Raw genomic sequence first — 24126 nt, forward strand, 5'->3', positions numbered from 1 at the left:
GATGTTGTTTACGACGCAGCCTGTGATGCTGGATCGAGCGCGGCTTCCACCGCCTCTTCCACCCGCTCCAGCCAGATGAACTCGAGCTGGTTGCGCGCTTCTTCGGGAATATCGTCGTAATCGCGCTTGTTGCGGGCCGGCAGCATGACCCGCTTGAGGCCCGACAACGCCGCCGCCACGACTTTCTCCTTGATGCCGCCGACCGGCAGCACCAGCCCGCGCAAACTGATTTCGCCGGTCATGGCGGTATCGCTGCGGATGGTGCGATCGGTCATCAGCGATGTCAGCGCCATGAACATGGCGACACCGGCACTCGGTCCGTCCTTCGGCGTCGCACCCGCCGGCACGTGAACGTGGATGTCGTGCTTGTCGAAGAGTGACGGATCGATGCCAAGAGACACAGCACGATTCTTGACAATGCTCAGCGCCGCCTGCGCACTCTCGCGCATCACCTCTCCGAGTTGCCCGGTCAGGATCAACTTGCCGTTGCCCGGCACGCGGGTCGCTTCGATGAACAGGATATCGCCGCCGACCGGCGTCCAGGCAAGGCCCGTCGCCACACCCGGGATGCTGGTGCGCATCGCGACTTCGTTTTCGAACCGCGGCGCCCCGAGAATATCGGCCAGATCGCTCTTGTCGATCGTGATCGGACCCTCCGCGCCTTCAGCGATGCGGACGGCGGCGTTGCGCAGCGCCTTGCCGATCTCGCGCTCGAGGTTCCGCACGCCCGCCTCGCGCGTGTAGTTCTGAATGATCTCGCGCAACGCCGCTTCAGTGATCTCGACCTGACCGTCCTTGATGCCATTGGCCTCCATCTGACGGCGAACGAGATAGCGCTCGGCAATCTGCAGCTTTTCCGAGGCGGTATAGCCGGCCAGGCTGATGATTTCCATGCGGTCGCGCAGCGGCCCGGGAATGGTGTCGAGCATATTGGCGGTGGCGATGAACACCACCCGGCTCAGATCGAACGGTACGCCGAGATAATTGTCGCGGAATGTGTTGTTCTGCTCGGGATCAAGCACTTCCAGTAATGCCGCGCCCGGGTCGCCCTGGATACCGGCGCCGAGCTTGTCGATCTCGTCGAGCATCATCACGCAATTGCGCGACCCCGCTTTGCGGATGCCCTGGATAATGTTGCCCGGCAACGCGCCGATATAAGTGCGCCGATGGCCACGGATTTCCGCTTCGTCATGCACGCCGCCCAGGCTGACGCGTGTGAATTTGCGGTTCATCGCGCGCGCGATCGACCGGCCGAGCGAGGTCTTGCCGACACCGGGCGGGCCGACGAAGCACAGAATCGGCGCCTTGCCCTGCGGCGCGAGCTTGCGCACGGCGAGATATTCGACGATCCGCCGCTTGATCTTGTCGAGACCATAATGGTCTTCATCGAGGATCTTGCGCGCTTCGGCCATGTCGATCGGTGTTTCTTCCGGCAGCGACCATGGCAATTCGATCAGCCAGTCGAGATAGGTGCGCACCATGCCGTATTCGGCGGCGCTGTCCGGCATCCGCTGCAGGCGGCGCAATTCCTTCCGCGCCTGATCCTCCACATCCTTCGGCATGCCGGCCTTGGCGATCGCCTGCTCGACCTCGGCCAGTTCGGCGGCCTTGCCTTCATCGCCTTCACCGAGTTGCTTCTGGATCGCGGCCATCTGTTCGCGCAGCAACACCTCGCGCTGACGCTCGTCGAGCGCCGCCTTGGTCTGCTTGCCGATCTCAGCCGACAGTCGCAGCACTTCGATGCGTTGCGCCAGGAGGCGCGAGACCTTGTCCGTCCGCGCGACGACGTCGACCGTCTCCAGGACCTCCTGCTTCTCCTCCGGCTTGATATCCATGTAGGAGGCGGTGAAGTCGGCAAGAGCGCCAGGCGTTTCAATGCTGCCGATCGCGGCGATCATTTCGCGCGGCGCCTGCGGCAGCAATTCCAGTGCTTCGATCGCCTGCCCGCGCAGATGCACCAGCCTCGCCTCGAGATCGGGCGATTGGCCTTCGACGTCAGGAAGGCGCAACACCCGCGCGACGAAGAACGGCCACCCGTCGAGGAATTCGAGCACCTGAAAACGCTGCTCGCCCTGGCAGACCAGATGCTGCGTGCCGTCCGGTGCCGTCAGATAGCGCACGACATTGGCGACCGTGCCCATCCGATGCATGTCGATCGGCAGCGGTTCGTTTTCGCCGGCCTCGCGCTGCATCAGGATGCCGACCTGACGCTGTTCGCGCACGGCCTGCTGGGCGGCCGCGATCGAGCGCTGGCGGCCAAGCGAGATCGGCATCACCGTGCCGGGGAAGAGTACGAAGTTGCGGACCGGAACGATAATCATCGCATCCGCCGGCAGCGGCGGCAGCGTTGCCGTGGACGACGGCGTCTTCTCCGGCTCGTTCCCGGCGGGTTGCTCCAACGAACGCATCATCTCGCCATCAGCCACGGGACACCGTCACTTTCTCGAGCGTAATCAGAATGCAGCCATGCACCTGCGATCGGTGAACGGCGCTGTAGCGGCCAGCCGGCAAAGGAATCCGCCGCTCGAAGCGGCCTTGCGGTAACTCGAGGCGATGGATCACCGCGGTCCGCAACTCTGGCGGCAGAACCCGCGCTCCCCCAACCACAAGGTCGGAACCATCGATCACCGCCTCGACGCGATCAGGTTCGACACCGGGGAGCGCCACCAGAATCAAAACGTTCCGATCGGTCTCAAGCATATCAATGGGGGGCTGCCAGGACGGCGCACGCATACCGGGGCCGGCGGGCCGAAAAAACTCGCGGTGCATCCGCTCCGCCCGGGCAAGCATGTCGCACGCCTCGGACCACATCCAATTGTTGGGAAATTCAGCCATGAAGGTTCCTCGCCCTGTCATTTGATACCAGGGCCATCAGAATTCAATGACATAGCCGATGGCGCCAAAGCAGCTACGGCAGCCGAACAAACAACCGGAAGGAAAAGAAACCGTTTATCGACCACCTCAATCGGGTGGTCCGGCGCGATGGTTTGCCCGGTATGCGCTTATGGCAGCCCCACCGGCCGGTCGCAGTGCCGACCGCTACCATCGCCGGGTGCCACAGGATGAGCGCCACAGTGCTGGCGCCCGCATCGGAATGGCCGTCAGAGGTTGGAATAGCCGCCGCGATTTTTGGCCATGGCCTGTGCGGCAATCACCGTATCGGCGCCAGCCTTGCCGGGAGCATCCCGCTGCGCCACGGCGGCTTCAAGCCTGCTCAGCATGGCGTGTTCTTCGGTGATGCGCTTGTGAATATATTGCCGCTCATGATCCGTCAGCTCGGTGGCCAGCAGGCGGCAATAACGGTCGATATTGGCTTTATGGGCACGAATGCGATCGGACAGTTGCGTCGTCATCGTATCACCTGGTCGAATCGTATCACATGGCCGAATTCGTTGAAGAACCTCATGGATTTCGCCGACGGATTATCCCGGCGTCAAAAAGTTAATCCGTCCGAATTTTTCGTCAAGAGTTCGGTCCTCCCTCTTGACGGCGTAGGGCCTTCACCTAAATCGCTCGGTCGGAGGAATACTGGTGCGGCCGGTCCGCACACTTGCGTCCATGTTTTCAATTCTGGAGATGTGGCAATGACCGACAATTTCGATCTCGATCAGTTTCTTCATCCCGCTCATGCCTTCAGCCACCCTTCCGAGGTGGTTGACGACCCCGACCTCACCCTGAACGAAAAGCGCGCGATCCTGGCCTCATGGGCGTCGGACGCCTGCGCCGTGGAGGCCGCACCGGACCTGCGGCTCGGTCCCCGCTCCCCTGTCCGTTTCGACGCCATCATGGATGCGCTGCGGCAACTGGACCACCAGGCGAGAAGGTCGCAACAAAATTACCGACGGCTTGTGCGAAAGAAACGCCTCGGCGGACTTCTCCGGTCCGGCGGCAACGATCAGGGACAGCCCTTGCAATAGGTGACTGTCATGAGCCGCACCCTGATCAGCAGACTCGTCATGGAGCGAGACCACAATGTCATTCGCGTCGATTTCCGGCGCGACTCAGACCATCCCAATCCCAGATTCCCGGGCGGAGCGGCAGCGCGCCAGCCGAAACCGCCGCGCGATGCCGCCTGTTCATCAACCCAATACGGACAATCGTGGAGCGGCACGCCGCCTTAGCCGGCGCGCAGAATAATCCTCGTCAGCCGAACACGTCCTGCAGCACGCCGTCCTTCACGACAATGGTGTTGTCGAGCGCGATCGTGGTTTTCATGACCGGCAGATCGAAATGCCCGGCGGTATAGCGGCCGGCAAATTCATTGGCCCCCGTCGAAAACAGGAAGTTGCCGGCGACCGCACGAATCTCGGTGCCGTTGGTGTCGCGCTGTCCGTACATCGACAGCGCCTCGTAGCGCGCACCCGGATTCATGCCGAAGCCGACATGCGACACCGCGTAGGCTTCGCGATCCCCCCAGGCCGCCAGATATTTGCGGAACATCTCGGCGTCAGCGCCCTCGCCGATGATGTCGGTGATGTAATCATCCTTGAAATCGAGCCGGATCGGCTCGGCCATGTAGCGCTTGAAGGTCAGGTTCACATCGCCGCGGTCGAGAACCAGCGTGCCGTTGACCGACTTGTTCTTCGGGAAGCTGACAACGATGCCGCCCGGCCAATGCGCCAGCGTGCCCGGCTTTTCGGTCCAGCCCCAGATGCCGACCGTCTGCGCGTCGGTCATGTCGACATCGAGATCCGTACCGGATGCCGATGTCACCTTCATGCGCTTCGTGCCGCGCAGCATGCGCGCCGCATTACGCACCTGGTTCTCCAGCGCAGGATCGGGCCGCATGCGCTCCAGCGCTTCCGGATGCTCGTTAGAGATCACCATGATGCGCGCGCCGGCTTTCAGAATCTCCGGTGTCTCCGGCGCATGCATCAGACCTTCGAGCGTGCAATCGACCACGAACCCGGCCTGCGCCAAAGCGGACACCACCGGCGCAAGCTTGCCGATCGCCACACTGGCCCCAGTCGAACGGATCGGCACGGGAAATTCGTTGCGCGGGGTCGGCACGACGACATGAAACGGCCGCGCACCGAGGCGCAGCAGGGCCAGTTCTGCCAGATGCACATTGAGCTGCCGTGACTGCGTCTCGGACAGAATGGCGGCGGTGTCGCCCTTCTTCACCGCGCATTTCTCGAACAATTCGCAGAAAGCGTCGATCCACTTTGCTTCGATGCGATCAGCCAGCATCAGCTTTCCTCCGGGAACCCGACCAACAGACGCGCGCGCAACGCATTGAATGCCGCGTTCAGCAGCAGTCCCAGAACGGAAATCGCGATGATGGGCACGAACATGTCCACCGTCTGGAAGTTGCGCGCGGCCCGGACAAGAAGATGCCCAAGCCCGTCGGTCGACGATATCATCTCCGACAGAAAAACCACGATGCAGGAAATGATAAGGCCGATCCTGCAGCCGGTGAGGATCGATGGCAAGGCCGCCGTCAATACCACGGTGAACAAGGCCTTGGTGCGGCTCACGCCCATGGCTCTCGCCGACCAGACCAGTTTCGTATCGACCGCGAGCGCGCCCTGATAAGTCGCCAGCAGGATCGGGAACATCGCATCGGCAAAGACGAGAGCGATCTTCGAGGCGTGATCGAAGCCGAGCGTCAGCATGAAGGCGGGATAGAGCGCGATCTTCGGCACCGGTGCGAGAACGCGGATCACCGGACGCAGCAGCGAACCGACCAGCGGGCTCCCGACGCCGGCAATGCCAAGGCCGATGCCGACGATCACCGCAAGGCCGAAGCCGCAGAACAACCGATAAAGCGTGACCGCAGCATGACCCAGGAAATTTGAATCGCCGAGCAACTGAACGAAGCGCGTGAAGACCGCGCCCGGCGACGGCAGCAGCGTCGGCGGCGCGATCTTGGTGACCGTGAGATATTCCCACAGCCCCAGCAGCATCAGGATCGGGATCGCACCGATCGCGATTTCGGCAACGCGGCGATTCATGGTCATGCCGAGCCCACCGCGATCTGATGAACAGGATCGGCCCAGCCGACGACGATGCCACGCAGCTTCTCGAAGATCAGGTCGAGAACGAAGCCCAGCACGCCGACGATGATGATGGTCGCATAGACCGCTTCATATTGCGCAAGATCGAGCGAGTTGAACAACAGATTGCCGATGCCGGCCTGCCGCACGATCATTTCGCTGGTCACCATGGTGATCAGCGCCAGTACGAGCCCGGTGCGGCAACCGACCATGATTTCGGGCATCGCCGCAGGAAGCGCGATGCGAAGCAACCGTTGCAATGGAGTCATACCCATCGCTGCGCCGGACCAGAGCAGCTTCTCGCCGACGGCTTTCGAACCCTGATAGGTGTGGTAGATCACCGGCAGTGACACGCCGAGAAAGATCACCAGCGTCTTCGACGCTTCACCGATGCCAAGCCACAGCATGATGATCGGCATCAGCGCCGCCTTCGGCACTGGATAGATGATCATGAAGAACGGGTTGAAGAAGGCGGCGACCTTGCGGCTGCGCCCCATCAACAACCCGACCGGAATGGCAAAGGCGAGCGCGAAAGCAAAGCCCATCGCCATGCGGCGCACCGACGACAGGATGTCATAGAGCGACCGCGGGTCCTTCAGGATCGCCGGCAGGCTTTTGAGCGTATCCCAGGCCGTCGGCAAGGAATCGAGACCAAGCCACCGCGCGAAGAACTCCCACGCCAGCAGCAAGCAGAAACAGGCGATCAGCGGCGGCACCCCGGGTATGGCGGTGAGGCTCTTCATCAATGCGCCGCCTCGTCGACCGGGTTTTCCATCATCTTCTCGATATCGACGACGTAATCCTGATACTTGCGGTTGACCAGAAGTTCGGCGCGGTTGCGCGGCCGCGGCAGATCGATCGAGATGATCTCCTTGATACGGCCCGGCGAGCGCGTCATCACGATCACCCGATCGGAGAGAAACACCGCTTCTTCCACGCTATGGGTGACGAACAACACCGTCTTGCGGTCTTGCTCCCAGATATCGAGCAGATCGTTCTGCAACCGCACGCGGGTATGCGCATCGAGCGCACCGAACGGCTCGTCCATCAGCAGGATTTTCGGCCGGTAGGCCAGCGTGCGGCAGATGGCAACGCGCTGCTTCATGCCGCCGGACAACTCCTTCGGATAGAAGTCGGCGTAGCGGGTCAGGTTGACCATCGCCAGCAATTCGCGCGCCCGCTTTTCGGCGGCCTTGCGGTTCTCGCCCTGCTCCAAGAGGCCGTACATCACGTTGCCCAGCACCGTTTTCCAGGGAAACAGCGCGAATTCCTGGAATACCGGTCCGCGATCCGGGCCCGGGCCCGTCACCGGCTTGTTGTCGACCAGGATCACCCCGGTCGATGGCGGCACGAAGCCACCGACGATGTACAGAAGGGTCGATTTACCGCAGCCCGAAGGACCCAGAATCGAGACGAATTCGCCGTCCCCCACCTTCAGATCGATATCGGTAATGGCAAGATACGGACGGTTTCGCTGCGTATCGAAAGTTTTGGACAGGCCTTCAATTGAAATCATAAAGCAGCCGCAAACCGGTCATCGTCGATGCCGTCCCCCTTTAAGCGCGCGCACGATAGCGGGGCATCACAGGTGCGGCAAGCGCCTGGAGTGGGCAATCCCTGCGTGGGCAATGTGCAGTTTCCTCTAGCCATCGAGCCCAGCGGAAAGCCTTGAATGCCGCAGAATGAAGACGGAAACTGCAAGAAAACATCGAGGAAACGTCGAGAAATGCATCGAGGGAGGACAATATGGAGACATTCCGGAGATCGGCCCGTTTCAGCTTTGCCCTGATTGCTACACTTGCCTTTGCGACAGGCGCCACGGCGCAAACTTACCCCGACCGCACCATCACCCTCGTCAATCCGTTCCCGGCGGGTGCTTCGACCGATCAGATCTCGCGGCTGATCCAGACCAAATTGCAGACAGCGCTCGGCCAGACGGTCGTGATCGAAAACAAGGCCGGCGCCGGCGGCAATATCGGCACGTCCTTCGTCGCGCGAGCGGCGCCGGACGGCTACACGCTGTTGACCGCGCCGAATGCCAATTTCACCATCACTCCGCATTTCCAGCCGCCGCCCTACGATCCGCTGAAGGACTTCACGCCGATCACCACCGTCGCCGGCGCACCATTGGCGCTGGTGGTGCACAAGTCGCTCGGTGTGAATACGGTTGCCGAACTGATTGAATACGCAAAGAAGCATCCGGGGCAACTGTCGTTCGGCTCGTCCGGTGTCGGCTCGCCGCATCATGTCGCCGGCGAGCTCATTAACGCCAAGGCCGGCATCGCCATGACGCATGTCCCCTACAAGGGTGGCTCGGCGGCACAGGCCGATCTCACCGGCGGGCATATCAAGGTGGCGGTGCTGACCTTCTCGACTGTTGCCGCGCTCGACGACAATGCGCCGATCAAGATCCTCGCCGTGACCGGAAAGGATCGCCTCAAGCGAAAGCCGGACATCCCGTCGATGGCCGAGACCATTCCCGGCTTCGATGTGTTCGGTTGGATCGCCATCCTTGCGCCGGCCGGGACGCCGAAGCCGATCGTCGACAGGATCAACGCCGAGGTGAAGAAGATCCTGAGCGATGCGGAAATCGCCAAGCGTCTCGACGATCTCACCTTCCAGGTGATCGCCGACAGTCCGGACGGTCTCGCTGAGCGCATCCGCTCCGAATATGCGATGTGGGGCGATGTGGTGAAGGCAAGCGGCAAGACGGATTAGCGAAGACAAACTGATGCGATACAATCCGGGCGCGCCAGGAGCGTGTCCGGATTTCGTTGGCTTTGTCGCCTGCGCTATTCGTAGATCATCTTCTTCGTCATGCCGCCGTCGATGACGAAATTCTGTCCGGTGATGAAGCTGTCCGGCCTAGACAAAAACAGACAGGCTTCGGCGATATCGCCCGGTACGCCAACACGCATGACAGGATGCTGCTTCCGGTCACGCTGCGAATGTTTCGGCGTCCTGGCGCGGCCTGAATATTGCCAATCCGATGTCTCGATCCAGCCGGGGCTAACGCAATTCACTCGGATATTCATCGGCCCAAGGCTCATCGCTGTTGCATGCGTCAGCGCAACAATGGCGCCCTTCGAGGCGCTATAGGCTTCGGTGTTAGGCTCGGACATCAGCGCGCGTGTCGACGCGATGTTGACGATGCTGCCGCCGCGCTTTGCATTGACCAGCGCTCTGGCGACCGCCTGGGTACACAGCAACGTGCCGCGCACATTGACCGCCAGCACGCGATCGAAATCCTCCGCCGACAAATCGAGAAACGGGCCGTTGGCAAGGATCGCGGCGTTGTTCACCAGCACGTCCGGAATACCGATCTCCTCGACGGTGCGACCGATCCACCGTTCGATATCCACCTTTTGTGAAATGTCGCACGCCTCAAAGATGGATGTCGGCTGACGCATCTTGAGATGCGCGAGCGCTTCCTCACCGCCATCGGCAACCGGATCGGCGATCGACACCGCATATCCGGCATCGGCAAAGGCATACGCAATCGCCCGGCCGATGCCCTGCCCGCCTCCGGTGATGGCCACAACCTTCGGCATCAGCCCCAGATTCTCCACATCGCCAGCAACACCAATGCCGACAATACGGTAATCGGTCCCATATGCGAGAATTCGCGGAAGCGGATCAGGGTGGCGTAGACACCGAGACAGACCACGACCGCCAGCGCAAAACCCAGCCAGCGGGTCTGCTCGAACACCAGCAGCAGGCCGGTGGCGATCTGAAAGGCGCCGTTAAACAGAAAGAACCAGCCCGGAAATTGCCAGCGCGCGAAGTCATCCCGAAACGGCTTCGGGTTGAACAGATTGGCGATGCCGTTCACCACAAACAGCAGCGCCAGCAGCCATGTGAGCCAAACGCCCCAGCTTGCAGCAGACATCATTTACGCCCCCAGCATTCGATGCGTCACGCCCGCGCTTGTTGCGGGCATCCACGTCTAAAGAACAAACGACGGCCAAGACGTGGAGGGCCAGGACATAGGCGAGCGAAGCGACGCCGTTCTTCGAACGGCTATGCCCGGCCATGACCATATAGAATCGCCCACAGTTATAAAATCAATACGACCGCGGCATGCCCAGCACATTCTGGCCGATATAGGCCAGAATGAGATTGGTGGAAATCGGCGCGATCAGCGAGATGCGGGCTTCGCGCCATTTGCGTTCGACATCGAACTCGCGCGCCGCGGCGAAACCGCCATGCGTCTGCACGCCGCCTCGCTGGCCAGGAGCTTGGCCATATTGGCTTCCTCACCACACGGTTTGCCGGCTTCGAACAGGGCAGCAGCCGCGCGGATCATCAGATCGGCCGCCTTCCATTCGGCGCTGGATTGCGGTCGCAGCGCCTTTAGAGCCACTCACTTGCAAGCGATCATTTTCCACGGTGTGTTGCAGTGTATCCGGCGTGGGCGAACGTCATCTTGCTCGCTCTGATTAAAGAGCCTATAGTTGCGACTTGGCCGTCCAGCAATTGTTGGCATGCGTCGTGGAATGGTCGTCAAAACCATCTCGGGCCGATCAAGGCTTTGGTACCTGGGCTGATGATCTGGCCGCCGCTTTCGTTCGGCTCGAGCCCCGCAAGATAGCCGATCAGCCCTTTCAGGGAACGATAGCCAGGGCCGATGCTGCCCCTGTAACGGTGTCCCGCGTCACCGCCAGCAAACACACCGTTCTGCGACTTCCCTCGCATATCGCGCGAAGCAGCGACGATCTGAGTTTCATAAACCTGCAATTGAGAGGAATAGGCCGGTACGAACAGCGCGGCCACGAGCAGGTCTGCGGACCTGGCGATCTCGCGGTGGTAGATACCACGGAGCCGTTCGAAATCGCCAATTGTCGAGACTTCGAACTGTTCTGCTTTGCGATTCCCCGAAAGCTTTTGCCACGTGGCTTCTGCGAGCGGCCGCGGCTCACGCTGGCCACCACGGAAGTCGGCAGGGCGCTGTCGCGAGCGCTTGCCGGCCACGCCGAACTCTGTCTCGCCTCCCACGTGCCGGATGTCTTGCTGTCGGCAAGCGGTGCGCACATCGTCGATCTGGTGTGCCATGCGCCTTGCGCGATCGAGGAAGAACCAGCCGGACGGTTGAATGCGCCCGTCTTGATGTCGATGATGCTGGACCACATCGAGCATCACAGCAACGAGTGCAATCTCTCCGCCGCCACATTGGCGCGAACGTTTCGTTGTTCGGAGCGCTACGTCCACAAGCTGTTTGCATCGACCGGCCGCTCCGTCGGCGAGCATGTCAACGACCGGCGCATCGCCGCGTGCATCCGTAATTTGCTGGTCGAGCCCAAACGGACCATTGCCGACATAGCCTTTGCCGCGGGCTTCCGGGATATCTCGCATTTCAACCGCCTGTTCAAACGTATCAACGGCACATCGCCCCGTGAATTCCGCCGTGCGAGCATGCCGGACGCCGGCCTGAAGCGCCGCCGGAGCGGAACACTTGTTTGAGCCGGCAATGCCCGGGTGCACCAGACGCCAATAGATCGGGCGCTGGCGTCCAAGACTTCCCCGCATCGATCCGATAGCCGTTTGTGCTCCGACGAAGCGCTATCAGGTGCGGAAAAGTCTTATGGCCATAGATTTCTCACTGACCCCTCAACAGCGTGAACTTCAACGCGAATCCCGCCAGTTTGCGCGCGACGTGCTTGCCGGCGCGAGAATTGCCCAATCGTTGCCTACTCCCGAGGAGCGTTTCCTCGCGACCCGGCCAGTCTATGAAGCGATGGTGGCGGCCGGCTTCCTGCGGAAATGCGTCCCGGCTCCGGCCGGTGGCGAGAACGCAGGCTTGGTCGACATGGCCATCATGGCCGAAGAATTCTATAGCGTGGATGCGAGCGTCACCTTGACGATGCTCGGAACCGTGCTCGGCTTTCTGCCGATCCTGCTCGGCGGCACACCGGAGCAATGCGGCCGGTTGCTTGGCCCATTCCTGAAAAAGAGCGGAGCGCCGTTAGCAAGTTTTTGTGCCAGTGAGCCGGGGGGCAGTGCAAACGCAGCCTCCCCTGCACCAGGCGAGGGTGTGCGCACGAAGGCCAAGGTTGAGGGCGACCACTGGATCATCAACGGTCGCAAGAAGTGGGTTTCGTCGGCGACCGGGTGGGATCGCAAAGGAGCCGATATCCTGTGCGTCGTGTGCCGGACCGATCCCGACGCGTTGCCCGGGACGGCGATTTCGGTCATCGTCGTCGAGCGCCCCGCATCCGGTATCGTTTTTGAGCGCGCAATCGACACGATTGGACATCGCGCGCATCTCGTCCCCGAGTTCCGTCTCGAAAATGTCTCCGCACCGCGGGACAATTTGCTTGGCGAAGAGGGAAGCGGTCTTGCCCTCACGGCGGCCAGTTTCACCGGGACCGCGGCCCTGGTCGGGATTTTCGGTGTCGCACTGATGCGCGCGGCGTTTGAGTTTGCGCTGCACTTCGCCAGAACCGAAAAGCGCGGCGGCATTCATCCGATCATCGAGCATCAGGCCGTAGGATACGCGTTGGCTGACGCGAAGACTTCAATCGAGGCGGCGCGATATCTCAGTTGGTGCGCGTGCCATGCGGTCGACACGCAATCACCTGCCGCCGACGAACTTGCGATACAGGCCAAGATTTACGGGTCGGAGACCGCGGTTCGCGTGATCACCGATTTGATGCGTGTCGTCGGCGTCGATAGCTACGACCATGAGGCTCCACTTGGGCGGCTTCTACAGGATGCGCTCGCGCTTCCGATCTTCGACGGGGGCAACATAGGTGTCCGCCGCCGCCAACTCCACACCATGCTGAAATCGCCGGACTACGACCCGCTCGCGGCGATCAGCACGGCCTGAAGGATTACGCTTGTATCGCGACAGACCATCATTTCCATCAGTCATCAACAGACCGGCCGAACGATGAGCACAGCACAACCAGTCGCCGTTGTAACCGGAGCGTCGCAGGGAATTGGTGCGGCAATCGTCAAGGCGCTCAGAGCGCGCAACTACCGCGTCGTCGCGACCTCACGCTCCATCCAGCAAAGCAGCGATCCGGACACCGTGACGGTGCAGGGAGATATCGCCAATCCGGACACGGCAGACCTGGTATTCAGGCAAGCACTGGATCGCTTCGGCCGGGTCGACATGCTGGTGAACAATGCCGGCATCTTCATGGCCAAGCCGTTTACCGCCTATTCCCGGGACGATTTCGCGCTCTACACCGCGACCAACATCTCGGGCTTCTTCTACATGACACAGCGCGCGATCGAGATGATGGAGCGACAAGGGAGCGGCCACGTCGTAACGATCACGACCAGCCTTGTCGACCAACCCATGACAAGTGTGCCGTCCGTGCTGGCATCGCTCACCAAAGGCGCACTGAACGCCGCGACGAGATCGCTTGCGATCGAGTTCGCACGGAAAGGCATTCGCGTGAATGCGGTTTCGCCCGGGATCATCAAGACGCCGATGCATCCAGTCGAGGCCCATCAGGCACTCGCCGCATTGCATCCGATGGGGCGGATGGGCGAGATATCGGACATTGTGGACGCGGTTCTGTATCTGGAAAATGCGGGTTTCGTGACCGGGGAGATTCTTCACGTCGATGGCGGCCAGGCAGCCGGTCATCACGCGATCTAGTCAGCCCCGCGAGTCAGGCCATTGATCGGTCAATACGACCGCGGCATCCCCAGCACGTTCTGGCCGATATAGGCCAGGATGAGGTTGGTCGAGATCGGCGCAATCGTCGAAATACGCGCCTCGCGCCATTTGCGTTCGACATCGAATTCGCGCGCCGCGGCAAAGCCGCCATGGGTCTGCATGCAGGCTTCGGCGGCGTGCCAGGCCGCCTCGCTGGCGAGGAGCTTGGCCATATTGGCTTCCTCACCACACGGTTTGCCGGCTTCGAACAGGGCAGCAGCCGCGCGGATCATCAAATCGGCCGCCTTCCATTCGGCATAGCAGCGCGCCAGTGGAAACTGGATGCCCTGGTTCTGGCCGATCGGACGGCCGAACACCTCACGCTCCTTGGAATAGGCCACCGCCTTGTTGATGAAGAAGCGGCAATCGCCTGACGATTGCGAGGCGGCGACGATGCGCTCCGAATTCATGCCGGTGAGGATATAGCGAAAGCCCTGCCCCTCCTCGCCGATCAGGTTCTCGACCGGCACTTCGAGATTGTCGAAGAACAGTTCGTTGGTCTGGTGATTGATCATGGTGTCGATGCGCTGCATCGTCAGGCCCTTGCCGACGGCATCCTTCATTTCGACCAGCAGCACCGACAACCCTTCGGTCCTCTTCTTGACCTGATCGACCGGCGTGGTGCGGACCAATAGCGTCATCAGGTCGGACTTGTGTGCGCGCGAGGTCCAGATCTTCTGGCCGTTGACGATATATTTATCGCCCCTGCGTTCGGCCCGCGTCTTCAGCCTGGTGGTGTCGGAGCCCGTCGTCGGCTCGGTGACGCCGAAGGCCTGAAAGCGGATCTTGCCTTCGGCGATGCCCGGAAGATATTTCTGCTTCTGCGCTTCGTTGCCGTGACGCAGCAGCATGCCCATCATGTACATCTGCGCATGGCAGGCGCCGCCATGGCCGCCATTGGCGTTGATCTCTTCCAGGATCGCGCAGCCCGCGCGCAGCGGCAGCCCCGAACCGCCGTATTCTTCGGGAATCTGGGCTGCGAGATAACCTGCGTCGCTCAGCTCCTTGACGAATTCCTCGGCGTAATCGTCATTGTCTTCGAGCTTGCGCCAGTATTCCGACGGAAACTTCTTGCAGATGGCGCGCACGCCCTCGCGGATCTCCGGATAATCTTCGCCTAATGGAACGGAAACGTTCATTGCACCGGCGTTGATGGCGTCCATGTTTGTTATCCTTCTTGTTGCGCCAACCCTCAGCTTGCTTGGCTCAGCTAGCAGAGCGCAGCGACGGACCTTGCGGAAACAGCAATTCGTTGTCCTCCGCCAGCGCCGGCGGATTCTTGCGGAAGTCCGGCCGCTCGCCGTCGAATTGCAGCGGAAGCCCCATCAACTGGAATTTGCCGTCGGCCGAATGTTGCAACATGCCAACCGCTTCGGTCTGCGGATGGTTCAACACTTCATCGAGCGATTGCAGCGGCGCGCATGGCACGGAGACGGCGGCCAATGTATCGATCCAGTGCTGACGCGGTTTGGTGCGGATCACCTCCGCAACCAGTGCATTGACGCGCTCGCGGTTTCGCACGCGATTGGAGTTGGTGTTCATCTCCGGATCGTCGGCCCATTCGGGATGGCCGATCGTTGCAGCGAAGCGCCGGAACAGGTTGTCATTCGCGGCCGCGATCACCACCCAGCCGTCGCTCGCTTCATAGGCCTTGTAAGGTGCCATGCCGCCATTCTCGCTGCCGCTGCGGCGCGGCACGCGGCCGGAGGCAAGATAAGCCGCCGTGTGCATGCACATCCACGACAAGGCGGTTTCGAACAGCGAGGTGTTCACTTCGCAGCCCTCGCCCGTCTGGTTGCGGCGAAGCAATGCCGTGACGATGCCGATCACCGCCCACATGCCGGAGCCCTGATCGATGATCGACGGCCCGGTGCGCACCGGCTCCGCACCCTCGTGGCCGGTGACACTCATCAGGCCGCCGAAGGCCTGCAGCAGCGGATCGTAGCCTGGCGTGCTTTTCATCGGCCCGTCGGCGCCGAAGGCTGTCAGATTGCAATAGACCAGCGCCGGTTTGTCCTTGCGCAACGATGCAGCATCGAGGCCGTAACGCTCGACCAGCCCTGGCCGCATGTTCTGCACCACCACATCAGCCTTCTCGACGATATAGCGTCGCAATGTTTCGCGCTGCGCGTCGTCCTTCAGATCCGCCGCGACCGAACATTTGTTGCGGTTGATCGCCTGGAACATTCCGGCGGCGCCGTGCAGGAACGGCGGGCCCCAGTTGCGGGCATCATCGCCGCCGTCCGGGTTCTCGACCTTCACCACCGTCGCGCCGAGTTCGGCGAGGATCAGCCCGGCAACGGGAGCGGCGACGCTATGGCCGAGTTCGACAACGACGAGATTTTCCAGCGGCAGCTTCATGCATCTTGTCCCGGTCTTGAAGCGGGACGTAGCGGCCGCGTGATTGCTATGTCAACGAAGCGTTTGATGGGCCAACAGATGCCTACTTGGTCCCGTACATCCGGTCGCCGACATCGCCGACGCCAGGAACGATGTAGCCCGACGCATCGAGTTCTTCGTCGATCGCCGCGGTCCAGATATGCACGTCGGGATGATGCCCCTGCACCTTGTCGATGCCTTGCGGCGTTGCCAGGAGACAAACGATGCGGAGCGACTTCGCGCCTGCTTCTTTCAGCCGGTCGAGCGCGGCGACGGCGGAGTTGCCGGTGGCCAGCATCGGATGCAGCACCAGCACGAGACGTTCGGCGATGTCGTCCGGCGCCTTGAAGAAATATTCGACGGCTACCAGCGTGCGCGGATCGCGATAAAGACCGATATGCGCAACGCGCGCCGACGGCAGGAGCTCGAGCATGCCTTCGAGAAATCCCATGCCTGCACGCACGATCGGCGCCAGCACCAGCTTCTTGCCGGAGAGTCTTGGCGATTGCATGGTCGCGAACGGCGTCTCGACCTCGGTCATCTCCAGCGGCAGATCGCGCGTGACCTCATAGCAAAGCAGCGTGCCGATCTCGCTGAACAATTCGCGAAAGCCCTTGGTCGAGCGGCTCTTGTCGCGCAGCAGCGTCAGCTTGTGCTGCACCAATGGATGATCGACGATGGTAACGCCGCGCATGGCAATCCTCGAAATTAGCGATGCTCAATGACTATCAAAAGACCGTGCCGTCGCTGATAACATGAATCGGCGGCGGACCGCCCGGCCGCTTCTCGTTGGCAAGGCGGCGTCCCGCCGCCCATGTGCCGCCCTCGAGCGCAGCACCAAGCGGAAAACGCGCAGCATCGAGATGAAGCTTGTCACGCACCAGCAGCGCGATCTTGTCGAGCAGCGCGACTGTCAACGCGCGCCATTCGACGACGAGCTCGGAGCCGGGCTCATGGCCACGTGTTGCGGCGGAGGGATCGCGCAGCGCGATGACGCCGGCATCAACGAACAAGCCGCCGTTGCGATATTCCGCAAGGCCGGTCAGTCCATCGAAATCGGTGACCTTCACGCCCGCGTCCTGCAAGGGCTCGACCAGCGAGTAGGTCATCCATTGCGACAGCTTGTGGAACGGGATCAGGCCGTTGGTTTCGTCGCTTCGCTTGATCGCCGGATGCCGCCAGGTATCGCCGAGCGACACGCCGTCGAGCGAAATGCGGCCCGGCCAGATCGGCCCGAGATGAAGCAGCACGCTGCGAAGGATCTGCGGCGCGGGCAGCGATGCGCCGCTGCCGGCAATGGCTGCAACATCATCGAACAAGCCGCCGGGCCGCGCGCGATCGTGCATCGCAAACACGGCGGGATTGTCGAGCGCCGCCTGCCCGAGCCGTGCAATCAGCGCTGCCCGACCCTCAAGACCGGTCAGCGGATTGCCGTCGCGTACCTGAAATCCCACGGCGAGATCGTCCGCAGTGAAGGCCGCGAGACGTTTTGCATCCGCACGCAGCGGATCTTTGGCATCATCGGAAAAAGCACCCGTTTCGAACATGCGCAGACTGGCGAGCGCCAGGCCTTCGGAGCGGCCGACCTGCAGACCGGTTGCGCCATCGCGATAACGCCAGTCCGGTCCGGCCCCCGCATCGAGCAACACCGAAACCATGGCGAGATCAAATGCAGCCCGCGCCCTCGCGGCTTTGTCCGCCCATTGAGTCTTGATGTCGATCGGCGCCCAGAGATCTTCACCGCCGAGTTTGAAATGCCGCCAGCGCGCATGCAGCGGGACTTCAAGCGATGGATAATTTTCCTGAATGACCTTGGCGACGAACGCTGCGGTGGCATCCAGGCGATCGAGGTGCAGCGTGAAATGCGAGAGCTGCCCCGCTTCCGCCGCCGCCAGCATCTCGTGCGCCCGTTCGCGCACCGCTTTCGCGGACAATAATGAATCGACGGCAGCCGAGATCTTGGTCATGCCCGTTCGTCCCCGCGAAAGCGGGGACCCAGAGCCCCAACCAATCGCCTTAAAAAAAGAACTGGATTCCCGCTTGCGCGGGAATGAACGGAGATGGATCGCATGAGGCCGCTCAGAAATCGCGAAGGTTACGGCCGACCGTCGCCTTCAGCTCTTCCGGCGTCGGCGCACCTTCCGGCGTGAAATAACCGGCGGCTTTCTTGGCTTCCATTTCGACCTTCGCATCGTCCGGGATCAGTCCATCCGGGATCGGAATGCGCTCGACGATATCGATCCCCGAGCCGACGATCGCGTCGTATTTCATGTTGGACATGGACACGAAGCGGTCGATGCGCGTGATGCCGAGCCAGTGCAGCACATCCGGCATCAATTGCTGGAAGCGCGCGTCCTGCACACCAGCGACGCATTCGGTGCGTTCGAAATAGGTCGCGGCCTGATCGCCGCCCGGCTGGCGCTTGCGCGCATTGTAGACGAGGAACTTGGTCACCTCGCCGAGCGCGCGGCCTTCCTTGCGGTTATAGACGATGAGACCTGCGCCACCATTCTGTGCCTCGCGGATACATTCGGCGATGCCGTGCACGAGATAGGGCCGGCAAGTGCAGATATCGGAGCCGAATACGTCCGAGCCGTTGCATTCGTCATGCACGCGGCAAGCCAGTGTTTTCTTCGGATTGCCGAGCGATGCCGGATCGCCGAAGATATACAGCGTCATGCCACCGATCGGCGGCAGGAAGACCGAGATGTCGGGACGCGTGACCAGCTCCGGATACATGCCGCCGGTCTGCTCGAACAATGTGCGGCGCAGCTTATCCTCGCTGACATCGAAGCGCTCGGCAATGCCGGGCAGATACCAGACCGGGTCGATCGCCGCCTTGGTGACGGCAACGTCGCCGGATTCATGGACGATGTCGCCATCGACTTTCAAAAGGCCCTTGCCGACGACGGTGTCGAATTCCGGCACCGTCAGCCGCGCCTTGGTGATGGCGATGGTCGGACGGATATCGATGCCCTCGGCGATCTCGGTCTTGAAATCCTCGGCGACGCGGTGGCCCCAGGGATCGAGCGAGACGATGCTCTTGGCTTCGCCCCATTGCGGGAACGGTCCGATATCGACCACCGGCGAAGTGTCGTGCAGATCCGGCCGCGCGATCGGGTTGAGCGCGCCAGACGATACGGCTAAAGCCCGATACAGAGCATACGAACCGCCATGCGCGCCAATGGCGTTGCGGTCCGGGCCTGCATTCACTGTGCCGATGACTGGCCCGCGTTCGCGCGCCGTTGGAGCGCCCCAGCGGATCGGGAAACGTCCCGGTGTGCGATGACCCGGGTGCGACGTCAGACGGATATGACCGTCTCTATTCGTGGACATGACCTTGCCCCACAAAAGCAAAAAGCCCTCTCCAGCGGGTGCCGGGCGAGTGGCTTCAAAGACAGATAATGACGAAAGACCGGAGTTCAAGCAAGCGGTATTTTTGGGCGGCCCGGTCATTCCGGGGCGACGGCACGCCGCAGGCGCCGCGGGAATAACAGCTACGCCTGCCCCCGGATCAAATCCGCCGCCCGCTCGGCGATCATGATTGTCGCAGCGTTAATATTGGCGCCGATGATATCCGGGAAAACCGATGCATCGACGACCCGCAAATTCTCCGCCCCCCGCACGCGCAGGTTTGAATCGACAACAGCCGTTTCGTCATCATCCGCGCCCATCTTGCAGGTGCCGCAAGGATGATGCGTTGTCACCACCGTGTTGCGGATGAAGGTTTCGAATTGCTCGTCGGTCTTGATATTCGCGCCCGGCGCAATCTGCCGCGAGATGAACGGCTTGAGCGCGGGCTGGTTGGCAACGTCACCAAAAAGCGCAACCGCCGCCTTCAGCACATTCCAGTCATTGCCGGCCGACAACAAGTTGTGCCGGATATGCGGATGCGCGAGCGGATCGGCGGACGCGAGCGAGATCGTCCCGCGGCTATCAGGTCGCAGCACCACTATACGCGTCGCAAAGGTGTCTTCGAACGCCGCCTTGAATGGCGGCAGATACGGTGCGGCGCCAAGCGGGCCAGCGATGAACAGAAGCTGCGCATCCGGCAACGCATTCGCATATTGCGTCTTGAGAAAGCCGATGATGCCGCCGGGCAGATCCGTGGTGAAGCCCGTGCCGAACAGCGCTCCCTGCGCAAGTTGCCAGGCAAGCCGGTCGAGACGCAGATTCTTCTGGACCGGACCGCCGCCGTTGCGGCCATAGATCACAAGGGCGGCGACGTGATCCTGCATATTCTTGCCGACGCCGGGCAGCGCGACGGTGACCGGGATATTGAAAGCGGCAAGCTCCTCCGGCGCGCCAATGCCGGACAGCATCAGGAGCTGCGGCGAATTGATGGTGCCGCCGCAGAGCAGAACTTCCTTCGCGGCACGCGCGATCTTGGTCTCACCGTTCTGCCGATATTCGACACCGACAGCGCGATTGTTTTCGAACACAACGCGCGTCGACTGCGCATTGACCTCAACAGTAAGATTACCGCGCGGCAACGCCGGACGGAGATAGGCGACGGACGTACTGCAGCGCCGGCCATTGCGAATGGTCGCCTGCATCCGTGCAAGGCCGTATTGTTCGGCGCCGTTATAGTCTTCGTTGAATGGGTGACCCGCCTGCCCTGCCGCCTCGAAATAAGCGTCCACCAGCGGATCGGCATAGCGGGAGCGGCGCGTGGTCAGCGGACCGCTGCCGCCGCGATACTCGGTCTCGCCACCTTCCCAGCTTTCCTGTTTCTTGAAGTAAGGCAGCACATCCTTGTAGGACCAGCCGCGCGCGCCGTTATCCGCCCAGCGATCGAAATCGCCGCGATTGCCGCGCACATAGGCCATCGCATTGGTCGATGACGAGCCACCGATCACCTTGCCGCGCGCGACTTCCATCTTGCGGTTGCCCGCATGCGTTTCCGGTTCGGTGTCGTAATGCCAGTCGTGGCGGCGCTCGCCATAGACCTTGCCCCAGCCGAGCGGAAGCTTGAGCCAGAAATCGTTGTCCCAGCCGCCGGCTTCGAGCACGAGGACGCGATTGTTCGCATCTTCGGTCAGGCGATTGGCGAGTGTGCAGCCAGCCGAACCGGCGCCAACGATGACGTAGTCGAATTCGGATGTGACCATCTTTTTCTGTCACCAAGTCCGTTCGTCCCCGCCAACGGGTCCGCGCAAAGCGCGGCCCGATGACAGGCTCCGGCGGGGACCCAGAATTGAAAACACTGGATCCCCGCTTTCGCGGGGATGAGCGGTGAGAGTGTTACTTCGGTGCCTTGGCATCGACGACTTTCTTGAGCACGTCGAATTCCTTCTTTGTCGCCGCATTGGCATCGACGATCTTGGTGCCGAGCGCGACGAAGTTCTTCATCATCGTCTCCTGCTCCTGCTCCGGAAGCTTCAGGATTTCGCCCTTGTTGGCGAGCCATGCTTCATTGGCCTTCTTGTTGTTGGCGATTACCCAGGGGAAAGCCTGCTGCTCGGCTTCGCGGCCGGCGGCGCGGATCGCGTCCTGCACGTCCTTCGGCTGCGCCTTGAACCAAGCCTCGTTCACAAGATTGACCGACAGGATCTGCGAGAAATTGAGGTCGGTGACATATTTGGCGACGTCGTAATACTTGAACGCCGTCAAAATCGGCATGCCCGCCAGCATGCCATCGAGGCCGCCGGATTGAAGCTGCGGAATCACCTCCGACAAGGCAAGCGGCGTCGGAATAACGCCGATCGACTTCATCGGCTCGACCTGCAAAGGCGATGCGAAGGTGCGAACCTTCATACCCTTCATCGCTTCGAGCGTCGTGCCCGGCTTCTTCAAAAGGATCACAGTCGGGCTGTTATAGATCGCGCCGATCACCCGCAGACCCTTGTCGAGGAACATGGTTTCGAGATGATCGCGATAGGCCGGATCCTGGATGACCGCGTATTGATGCTCCGGCGACTTGAACAGGCCCGGCACATCGAAAATCTGGAAACGCGGATCGAGATTAGTGACGAACGCGGTCGGCGTGATGAAGGCCTCGATGGTGCCGAGCGAAACACCCTCCGCCATGCGCGGGATCGCACCGAGCTGGCTGGCGGGATAGATCTCGGTCTTCACCTTGTCTCCGACGCGTTTCTTCAACGCCTCGGCGAACAGCTTCTGCCACTCGTGTTGTCCGTCATTGATGGTCGCGCTGGCGAGTTTCATCACCGTTTGCGCCGATGCTGCATAGGGTGCAGCAACAAAAGCCGCAGTCATAGCGGCGGCAATCATGGTACGTCGCGTAAAGCTCATCATAACCTCCCAGATGTCAAAGTGCCCGCGTCAGAATAAGCGATAGTTCCGGCCAGTACGTAATGATCAAAAGCGCCGTGATCTGCACGACAGCGAACGGCAGAACGCCGCGATAGATGGTCTCGAGCGGCACGCCAAGCACGGACCGTGCCACAAAGATGTTCAATCCGAATGGCGGCGTGAACATGCCGATGGCGAGATTCGCCGTCATCACGATTCCGAAATGGATCGGATCGATGCCGACCGTCTTCACCAGCGGCATCAATAATGGTGTCAGCACCAGAATGGCCGATGTCGGATCGAGGAAACAGCCGACGATCAGGAGACCGACATTGATCGCCATCAGGAACGCCCATGACTCCAGGTTGAGCGACTGAAGCCAATTGGTCAGACCCTGCGGGATGCCGCTGATGGTCAGGATCCACGAGAATAACGCGGCCGTGCAGACGATGACGAGGATCTGCGCGGTCAGCATCGCCGAGCGGGCCGCCGCCTCCAGCACATCATTCCATGACATCGTGCGATAGACGTAAAGTCCGACAATCATCGCATAGAGACAGGCGAAGCCGCCCGCCTCCGTCGGCGATGCAAAACCGAGATAGATGCTGGCCAGCACGAAGACCGGCATGAACAGGGCTGGCGCCGCACCCCAGGTGGTGGCGAGGAATTCCCGCAGATTGAAACGCCCCGAGCGCGGGATGTTCATCTGCAACGCCCGAACAACAACGAAGCCGGCCATCATCAATGCAAGGAGCATCCCCGGCAGAATACCGGCGACAAACAGCTTCGGGATCGATTGCTCCGCCGCCGCGCCGTAAAGGATCATGGCAATGCTCGGCGGGATCAGGATATCGATCGCGCCGCTGGAACTGACAAGGCCTGACGCGAACCGCGGCCCGTAACCGTCACGGATCAGGCCCGGATAAAGCGATTTGCCGACGGCGGCGACAGTCGCGACACTGGCGCCGGAAATCGCGCCGATCAAAGTCGAAGCGCCGACCGTCGCAACGCCGAGACTGCCGGGCATGCGGCCGATCAGCGCCAGCACCCAGACGATCAGCTTGTCGGCGATGCCGGCTGCCCCCATCAACTCGCCGGCGAAAATGAAGAACGGAATCGCCAGCAGCGCATAATTCTCCAGACCGCCGAACATGATCTGGTGCAGCGCGATCGACGGAACGGTGAGATAGAAGATGAAGGTGAGAACAGCGCCTGTGAGCAGCAGCGCGAAGATCGGTGTGCCGATCACCAGCAGCGAGACAGGAACAGCGCCAAGGGTCCAGATCATGGCGCTGCCTTCAATCGCGGTTGCGACATCAGCGCCTGAATATCGCTGATCACCAGCAGCGCAGCAATCAATGCCGTGCCGCCAAATCCGACGACCAACGCCGAATGCGGGATCAGCATCGGCATGCCGAGCGCCATGCTGGTCTGCCCAGCTGCATTCACCCGTTGCACGAACAGGAACGACTGATAAGCCGCATAGGCACAGGATGCCGCCATCACCGTATGCGTGACGATCGAAAACACATGCGCAGTCCGGGAGCCAACGCGCGTCGCCAGCAATTCCAGCGCGATGTGGCCACGATCGGCGGTGACCAGCAACATGCCGAGCATCACCATCCAGATCATGCCGAAGACCAGCACCTCGTCGACACCGATCACCACGATCCCGGTCGCCCGGGCCAGCGCATTGACGACATTGAGAAGCACCAGCCCGATAAGAACCAGACCGAGAAGGAGGCGCACCGCCGATACGGCGATGCGCGACACGTGTGAAGTGCCGGCGGCCGGCGGCGTCTCGAATTTGTCTTCAAAAGCCATGGC

At 61.5% G+C, this 24126-nt stretch carries 23 protein-coding genes and 2 pseudogenes; 6 read left to right on the top strand and 19 right to left on the bottom strand.

Annotation, left to right across the window (positions count from 1 at the left end; all coding sequences use genetic code 11):
* Positions 1–8: 8 nt before the first annotated feature.
* The 3 genes from lon to CAK95_RS27100 form a co-directional block, all read right to left on the bottom strand.
* On the bottom strand, positions 9–2408 hold the full coding sequence (gene lon / locus CAK95_RS27090; RefSeq protein ID WP_086091689.1) for an endopeptidase La: 2400 nt from the start codon (positions 2406–2408) through the stop codon (positions 9–11).
* A gap of 10 nt (positions 2409–2418) precedes the next feature.
* On the bottom strand, positions 2419–2835 hold the full coding sequence (locus CAK95_RS27095; RefSeq protein ID WP_086090787.1) for an Hsp20/alpha crystallin family protein: 417 nt from the start codon (positions 2833–2835) through the stop codon (positions 2419–2421).
* Positions 2836–3101: 266 nt separating this feature from the next.
* A complete protein-coding gene (locus tag CAK95_RS27100; RefSeq protein ID WP_086090788.1) occupies positions 3102–3353 on the bottom strand; it encodes a hypothetical protein in 252 nt (83 codons plus the stop codon).
* A gap of 231 nt (positions 3354–3584) precedes the next feature.
* Here CAK95_RS27100 and CAK95_RS27105 point away from each other — a divergent pair, with 231 nt between their 5' ends.
* On the top strand, positions 3585–3917 hold the full coding sequence (locus CAK95_RS27105) for a hypothetical protein (RefSeq protein WP_086090789.1): 333 nt from the start codon (positions 3585–3587) through the stop codon (positions 3915–3917).
* Between the two features lie 226 nt (positions 3918–4143).
* Here the strand turns inward: CAK95_RS27105 and CAK95_RS27110 are convergent, their stop codons facing one another.
* From CAK95_RS27110 to CAK95_RS27125, 4 genes are read right to left on the bottom strand one after another with little or no spacing between them, the layout of a single operon-like run.
* Entirely contained in the window at positions 4144–5190 is a 1047-nt protein-coding gene (locus CAK95_RS27110) for a 2,5-dihydroxypyridine 5,6-dioxygenase NicX family protein (RefSeq protein ID WP_086090790.1), read from the bottom strand.
* Positions 5190–5960, bottom strand: a complete 771-nt coding sequence (locus CAK95_RS27115) for an ABC transporter permease (RefSeq protein WP_425349648.1) — start codon at positions 5958–5960, stop codon at positions 5190–5192. The genes CAK95_RS27110 and CAK95_RS27115 overlap by 1 nt, the downstream gene beginning before the upstream one ends.
* Positions 5957–6739: an ABC transporter permease gene (locus CAK95_RS27120; protein WP_086090791.1), complete on the bottom strand. Its 783-nt coding sequence runs from the start codon at positions 6737–6739 to the stop codon at positions 5957–5959. The genes CAK95_RS27115 and CAK95_RS27120 overlap by 4 nt, the downstream gene beginning before the upstream one ends.
* Positions 6739–7512 (bottom strand): ABC transporter ATP-binding protein, encoded by a 774-nt coding sequence (locus tag CAK95_RS27125; RefSeq protein ID WP_086090792.1) that lies wholly within the window; start codon positions 7510–7512, stop codon positions 6739–6741. The genes CAK95_RS27120 and CAK95_RS27125 overlap by 1 nt, the downstream gene beginning before the upstream one ends.
* A gap of 230 nt (positions 7513–7742) precedes the next feature.
* Here CAK95_RS27125 and CAK95_RS27130 point away from each other — a divergent pair, with 230 nt between their 5' ends.
* The gene (locus CAK95_RS27130) at positions 7743–8714 is read left to right on the top strand and encodes a Bug family tripartite tricarboxylate transporter substrate binding protein (RefSeq protein WP_086090793.1); all 972 of its coding nucleotides are present in this window, start codon (positions 7743–7745) and stop codon (positions 8712–8714) included.
* Between the two features lie 74 nt (positions 8715–8788).
* Here CAK95_RS27130 and CAK95_RS27135 read toward each other — a convergent pair whose 3' ends face one another.
* The 3 genes and pseudogenes from CAK95_RS27135 to CAK95_RS27145 form a co-directional block, all read right to left on the bottom strand.
* Entirely contained in the window at positions 8789–9547 is a 759-nt protein-coding gene (locus CAK95_RS27135; protein ID WP_086090794.1) for a glucose 1-dehydrogenase, read from the bottom strand.
* Positions 9547–9888 (bottom strand): DoxX family protein, encoded by a 342-nt coding sequence (locus tag CAK95_RS27140; RefSeq protein WP_086090795.1) that lies wholly within the window; start codon positions 9886–9888, stop codon positions 9547–9549. The genes CAK95_RS27135 and CAK95_RS27140 overlap by 1 nt, the downstream gene beginning before the upstream one ends.
* A 172-nt stretch (positions 9889–10060) precedes the next feature.
* Positions 10061–10326: pseudogene (locus CAK95_RS27145) on the bottom strand (acyl-CoA dehydrogenase family protein); the annotation flags it as partial.
* Positions 10327–10487: 161 nt separating this feature from the next.
* Here CAK95_RS27145 and CAK95_RS30525 point away from each other — a divergent pair.
* The 4 genes and pseudogenes from CAK95_RS30525 to CAK95_RS27160 all read left to right on the top strand — a co-directional run.
* A pseudogene (locus CAK95_RS30525) lies at positions 10488–10931 on the top strand (cupin domain-containing protein); the annotation flags it as partial.
* A 180-nt stretch (positions 10932–11111) separates the two neighbouring features.
* Entirely contained in the window at positions 11112–11456 is a 345-nt protein-coding gene (locus CAK95_RS30080; RefSeq protein WP_245303539.1) for a helix-turn-helix transcriptional regulator, read from the top strand.
* 121 nt (positions 11457–11577) lie between these two features.
* On the top strand, positions 11578–12822 hold the full coding sequence (locus CAK95_RS27155) for an acyl-CoA dehydrogenase family protein (protein WP_086090797.1): 1245 nt from the start codon (positions 11578–11580) through the stop codon (positions 12820–12822).
* Between the two features lie 63 nt (positions 12823–12885).
* Positions 12886–13605, top strand: coding sequence for an SDR family NAD(P)-dependent oxidoreductase (locus CAK95_RS27160; RefSeq protein ID WP_086090798.1), 720 nt, complete (start codon positions 12886–12888; stop codon positions 13603–13605).
* Positions 13606–13634: 29 nt separating this feature from the next.
* Here CAK95_RS27160 and CAK95_RS27165 read toward each other — a convergent pair whose 3' ends face one another.
* From CAK95_RS27165 to CAK95_RS27205, 9 genes are all read right to left on the bottom strand, one after another.
* Complete coding sequence (locus tag CAK95_RS27165; protein ID WP_245303540.1) at positions 13635–14828, bottom strand: acyl-CoA dehydrogenase family protein; 1194 nt, start codon at positions 14826–14828, stop codon at positions 13635–13637.
* Between the two features lie 43 nt (positions 14829–14871).
* Positions 14872–16026 (bottom strand): CaiB/BaiF CoA transferase family protein, encoded by a 1155-nt coding sequence (locus CAK95_RS27170; protein WP_086090799.1) that lies wholly within the window; start codon positions 16024–16026, stop codon positions 14872–14874.
* A gap of 82 nt (positions 16027–16108) precedes the next feature.
* Entirely contained in the window at positions 16109–16738 is a 630-nt protein-coding gene (gene upp / locus CAK95_RS27175; protein WP_086090800.1) for a uracil phosphoribosyltransferase, read from the bottom strand.
* A 34-nt stretch (positions 16739–16772) separates the two neighbouring features.
* Entirely contained in the window at positions 16773–18011 is a 1239-nt protein-coding gene (locus tag CAK95_RS27180; RefSeq protein WP_086090801.1) for a URC4/urg3 family protein, read from the bottom strand.
* Positions 18012–18123: 112 nt separating this feature from the next.
* Positions 18124–19380: a GTP cyclohydrolase II gene (locus tag CAK95_RS27185; RefSeq protein ID WP_086090802.1), complete on the bottom strand. Its 1257-nt coding sequence runs from the start codon at positions 19378–19380 to the stop codon at positions 18124–18126.
* A gap of 161 nt (positions 19381–19541) precedes the next feature.
* Positions 19542–21155, bottom strand: coding sequence for a GMC family oxidoreductase (locus CAK95_RS27190; RefSeq protein ID WP_086090803.1), 1614 nt, complete (start codon positions 21153–21155; stop codon positions 19542–19544).
* Between the two features lie 133 nt (positions 21156–21288).
* The gene (locus tag CAK95_RS27195) at positions 21289–22299 is read right to left on the bottom strand and encodes a TRAP transporter substrate-binding protein (RefSeq protein WP_245303541.1); all 1011 of its coding nucleotides are present in this window, start codon (positions 22297–22299) and stop codon (positions 21289–21291) included.
* 16 nt (positions 22300–22315) lie between these two features.
* Positions 22316–23587 carry a TRAP transporter large permease gene (locus CAK95_RS27200; RefSeq protein WP_086090805.1) on the bottom strand — a complete coding sequence of 424 codons (1272 nt, stop codon included), beginning with the start codon at positions 23585–23587 and terminating at the stop codon, positions 22316–22318.
* Positions 23584–24123: a TRAP transporter small permease gene (locus CAK95_RS27205; RefSeq protein WP_086090806.1), complete on the bottom strand. Its 540-nt coding sequence runs from the start codon at positions 24121–24123 to the stop codon at positions 23584–23586. Before CAK95_RS27205 ends, CAK95_RS27200 begins: the two co-directional genes overlap by 4 nt.
* Positions 24124–24126 lie beyond the last annotated feature (3 nt).

It is taken from the genome of Pseudorhodoplanes sinuspersici (genome assembly GCF_002119765.1).
GTDB classification, from domain to species: Bacteria; Pseudomonadota; Alphaproteobacteria; order Rhizobiales; family Xanthobacteraceae; genus Pseudorhodoplanes; species Pseudorhodoplanes sinuspersici.

Bases quoted from the DNA above. Each gene is read 5' to 3' on its own strand.
- lon (WP_086091689.1), bottom strand. From the start codon at position 2,408: ATGCGTTCGTTGGAGCAACCCGCCGGGAACGAGCCGGAGAAGACGCCG.
- CAK95_RS27095 (WP_086090787.1), bottom strand. From the start codon at position 2,835: ATGGCTGAATTTCCCAACAATTGGATGTGGTCCGAGGCGTGCGACATG.
- CAK95_RS27100 (WP_086090788.1), bottom strand. From the start codon at position 3,353: ATGACGACGCAACTGTCCGATCGCATTCGTGCCCATAAAGCCAATATC.
- CAK95_RS27105 (WP_086090789.1), top strand. From the start codon at position 3,585: ATGACCGACAATTTCGATCTCGATCAGTTTCTTCATCCCGCTCATGCC.
- CAK95_RS27110 (WP_086090790.1), bottom strand. From the start codon at position 5,190: ATGCTGGCTGATCGCATCGAAGCAAAGTGGATCGACGCTTTCTGCGAA.
- CAK95_RS27115 (WP_425349648.1), bottom strand. From the start codon at position 5,960: ATGACCATGAATCGCCGCGTTGCCGAAATCGCGATCGGTGCGATCCCG.
- CAK95_RS27120 (WP_086090791.1), bottom strand. From the start codon at position 6,739: ATGAAGAGCCTCACCGCCATACCCGGGGTGCCGCCGCTGATCGCCTGT.
- CAK95_RS27125 (WP_086090792.1), bottom strand. From the start codon at position 7,512: ATGATTTCAATTGAAGGCCTGTCCAAAACTTTCGATACGCAGCGAAAC.
- CAK95_RS27130 (WP_086090793.1), top strand. From the start codon at position 7,743: ATGGAGACATTCCGGAGATCGGCCCGTTTCAGCTTTGCCCTGATTGCT.
- CAK95_RS27135 (WP_086090794.1), bottom strand. From the start codon at position 9,547: ATGCCGAAGGTTGTGGCCATCACCGGAGGCGGGCAGGGCATCGGCCGG.
- CAK95_RS27140 (WP_086090795.1), bottom strand. From the start codon at position 9,888: ATGATGTCTGCTGCAAGCTGGGGCGTTTGGCTCACATGGCTGCTGGCG.
- CAK95_RS30080 (WP_245303539.1), top strand. From the start codon at position 11,112: ATGCTGGACCACATCGAGCATCACAGCAACGAGTGCAATCTCTCCGCC.
- CAK95_RS27155 (WP_086090797.1), top strand. From the start codon at position 11,578: ATGGCCATAGATTTCTCACTGACCCCTCAACAGCGTGAACTTCAACGC.
- CAK95_RS27160 (WP_086090798.1), top strand. From the start codon at position 12,886: ATGAGCACAGCACAACCAGTCGCCGTTGTAACCGGAGCGTCGCAGGGA.
- CAK95_RS27165 (WP_245303540.1), bottom strand. From the start codon at position 14,828: ATGGACGCCATCAACGCCGGTGCAATGAACGTTTCCGTTCCATTAGGC.
- CAK95_RS27170 (WP_086090799.1), bottom strand. From the start codon at position 16,026: ATGAAGCTGCCGCTGGAAAATCTCGTCGTTGTCGAACTCGGCCATAGC.
- upp (WP_086090800.1), bottom strand. From the start codon at position 16,738: ATGCGCGGCGTTACCATCGTCGATCATCCATTGGTGCAGCACAAGCTG.
- CAK95_RS27180 (WP_086090801.1), bottom strand. From the start codon at position 18,011: ATGACCAAGATCTCGGCTGCCGTCGATTCATTATTGTCCGCGAAAGCG.
- CAK95_RS27185 (WP_086090802.1), bottom strand. From the start codon at position 19,380: ATGTCCACGAATAGAGACGGTCATATCCGTCTGACGTCGCACCCGGGT.
- CAK95_RS27190 (WP_086090803.1), bottom strand. From the start codon at position 21,155: ATGGTCACATCCGAATTCGACTACGTCATCGTTGGCGCCGGTTCGGCT.
- CAK95_RS27195 (WP_245303541.1), bottom strand. From the start codon at position 22,299: ATGAGCTTTACGCGACGTACCATGATTGCCGCCGCTATGACTGCGGCT.
- CAK95_RS27200 (WP_086090805.1), bottom strand. From the start codon at position 23,587: ATGATCTGGACCCTTGGCGCTGTTCCTGTCTCGCTGCTGGTGATCGGC.
- CAK95_RS27205 (WP_086090806.1), bottom strand. From the start codon at position 24,123: ATGGCTTTTGAAGACAAATTCGAGACGCCGCCGGCCGCCGGCACTTCA.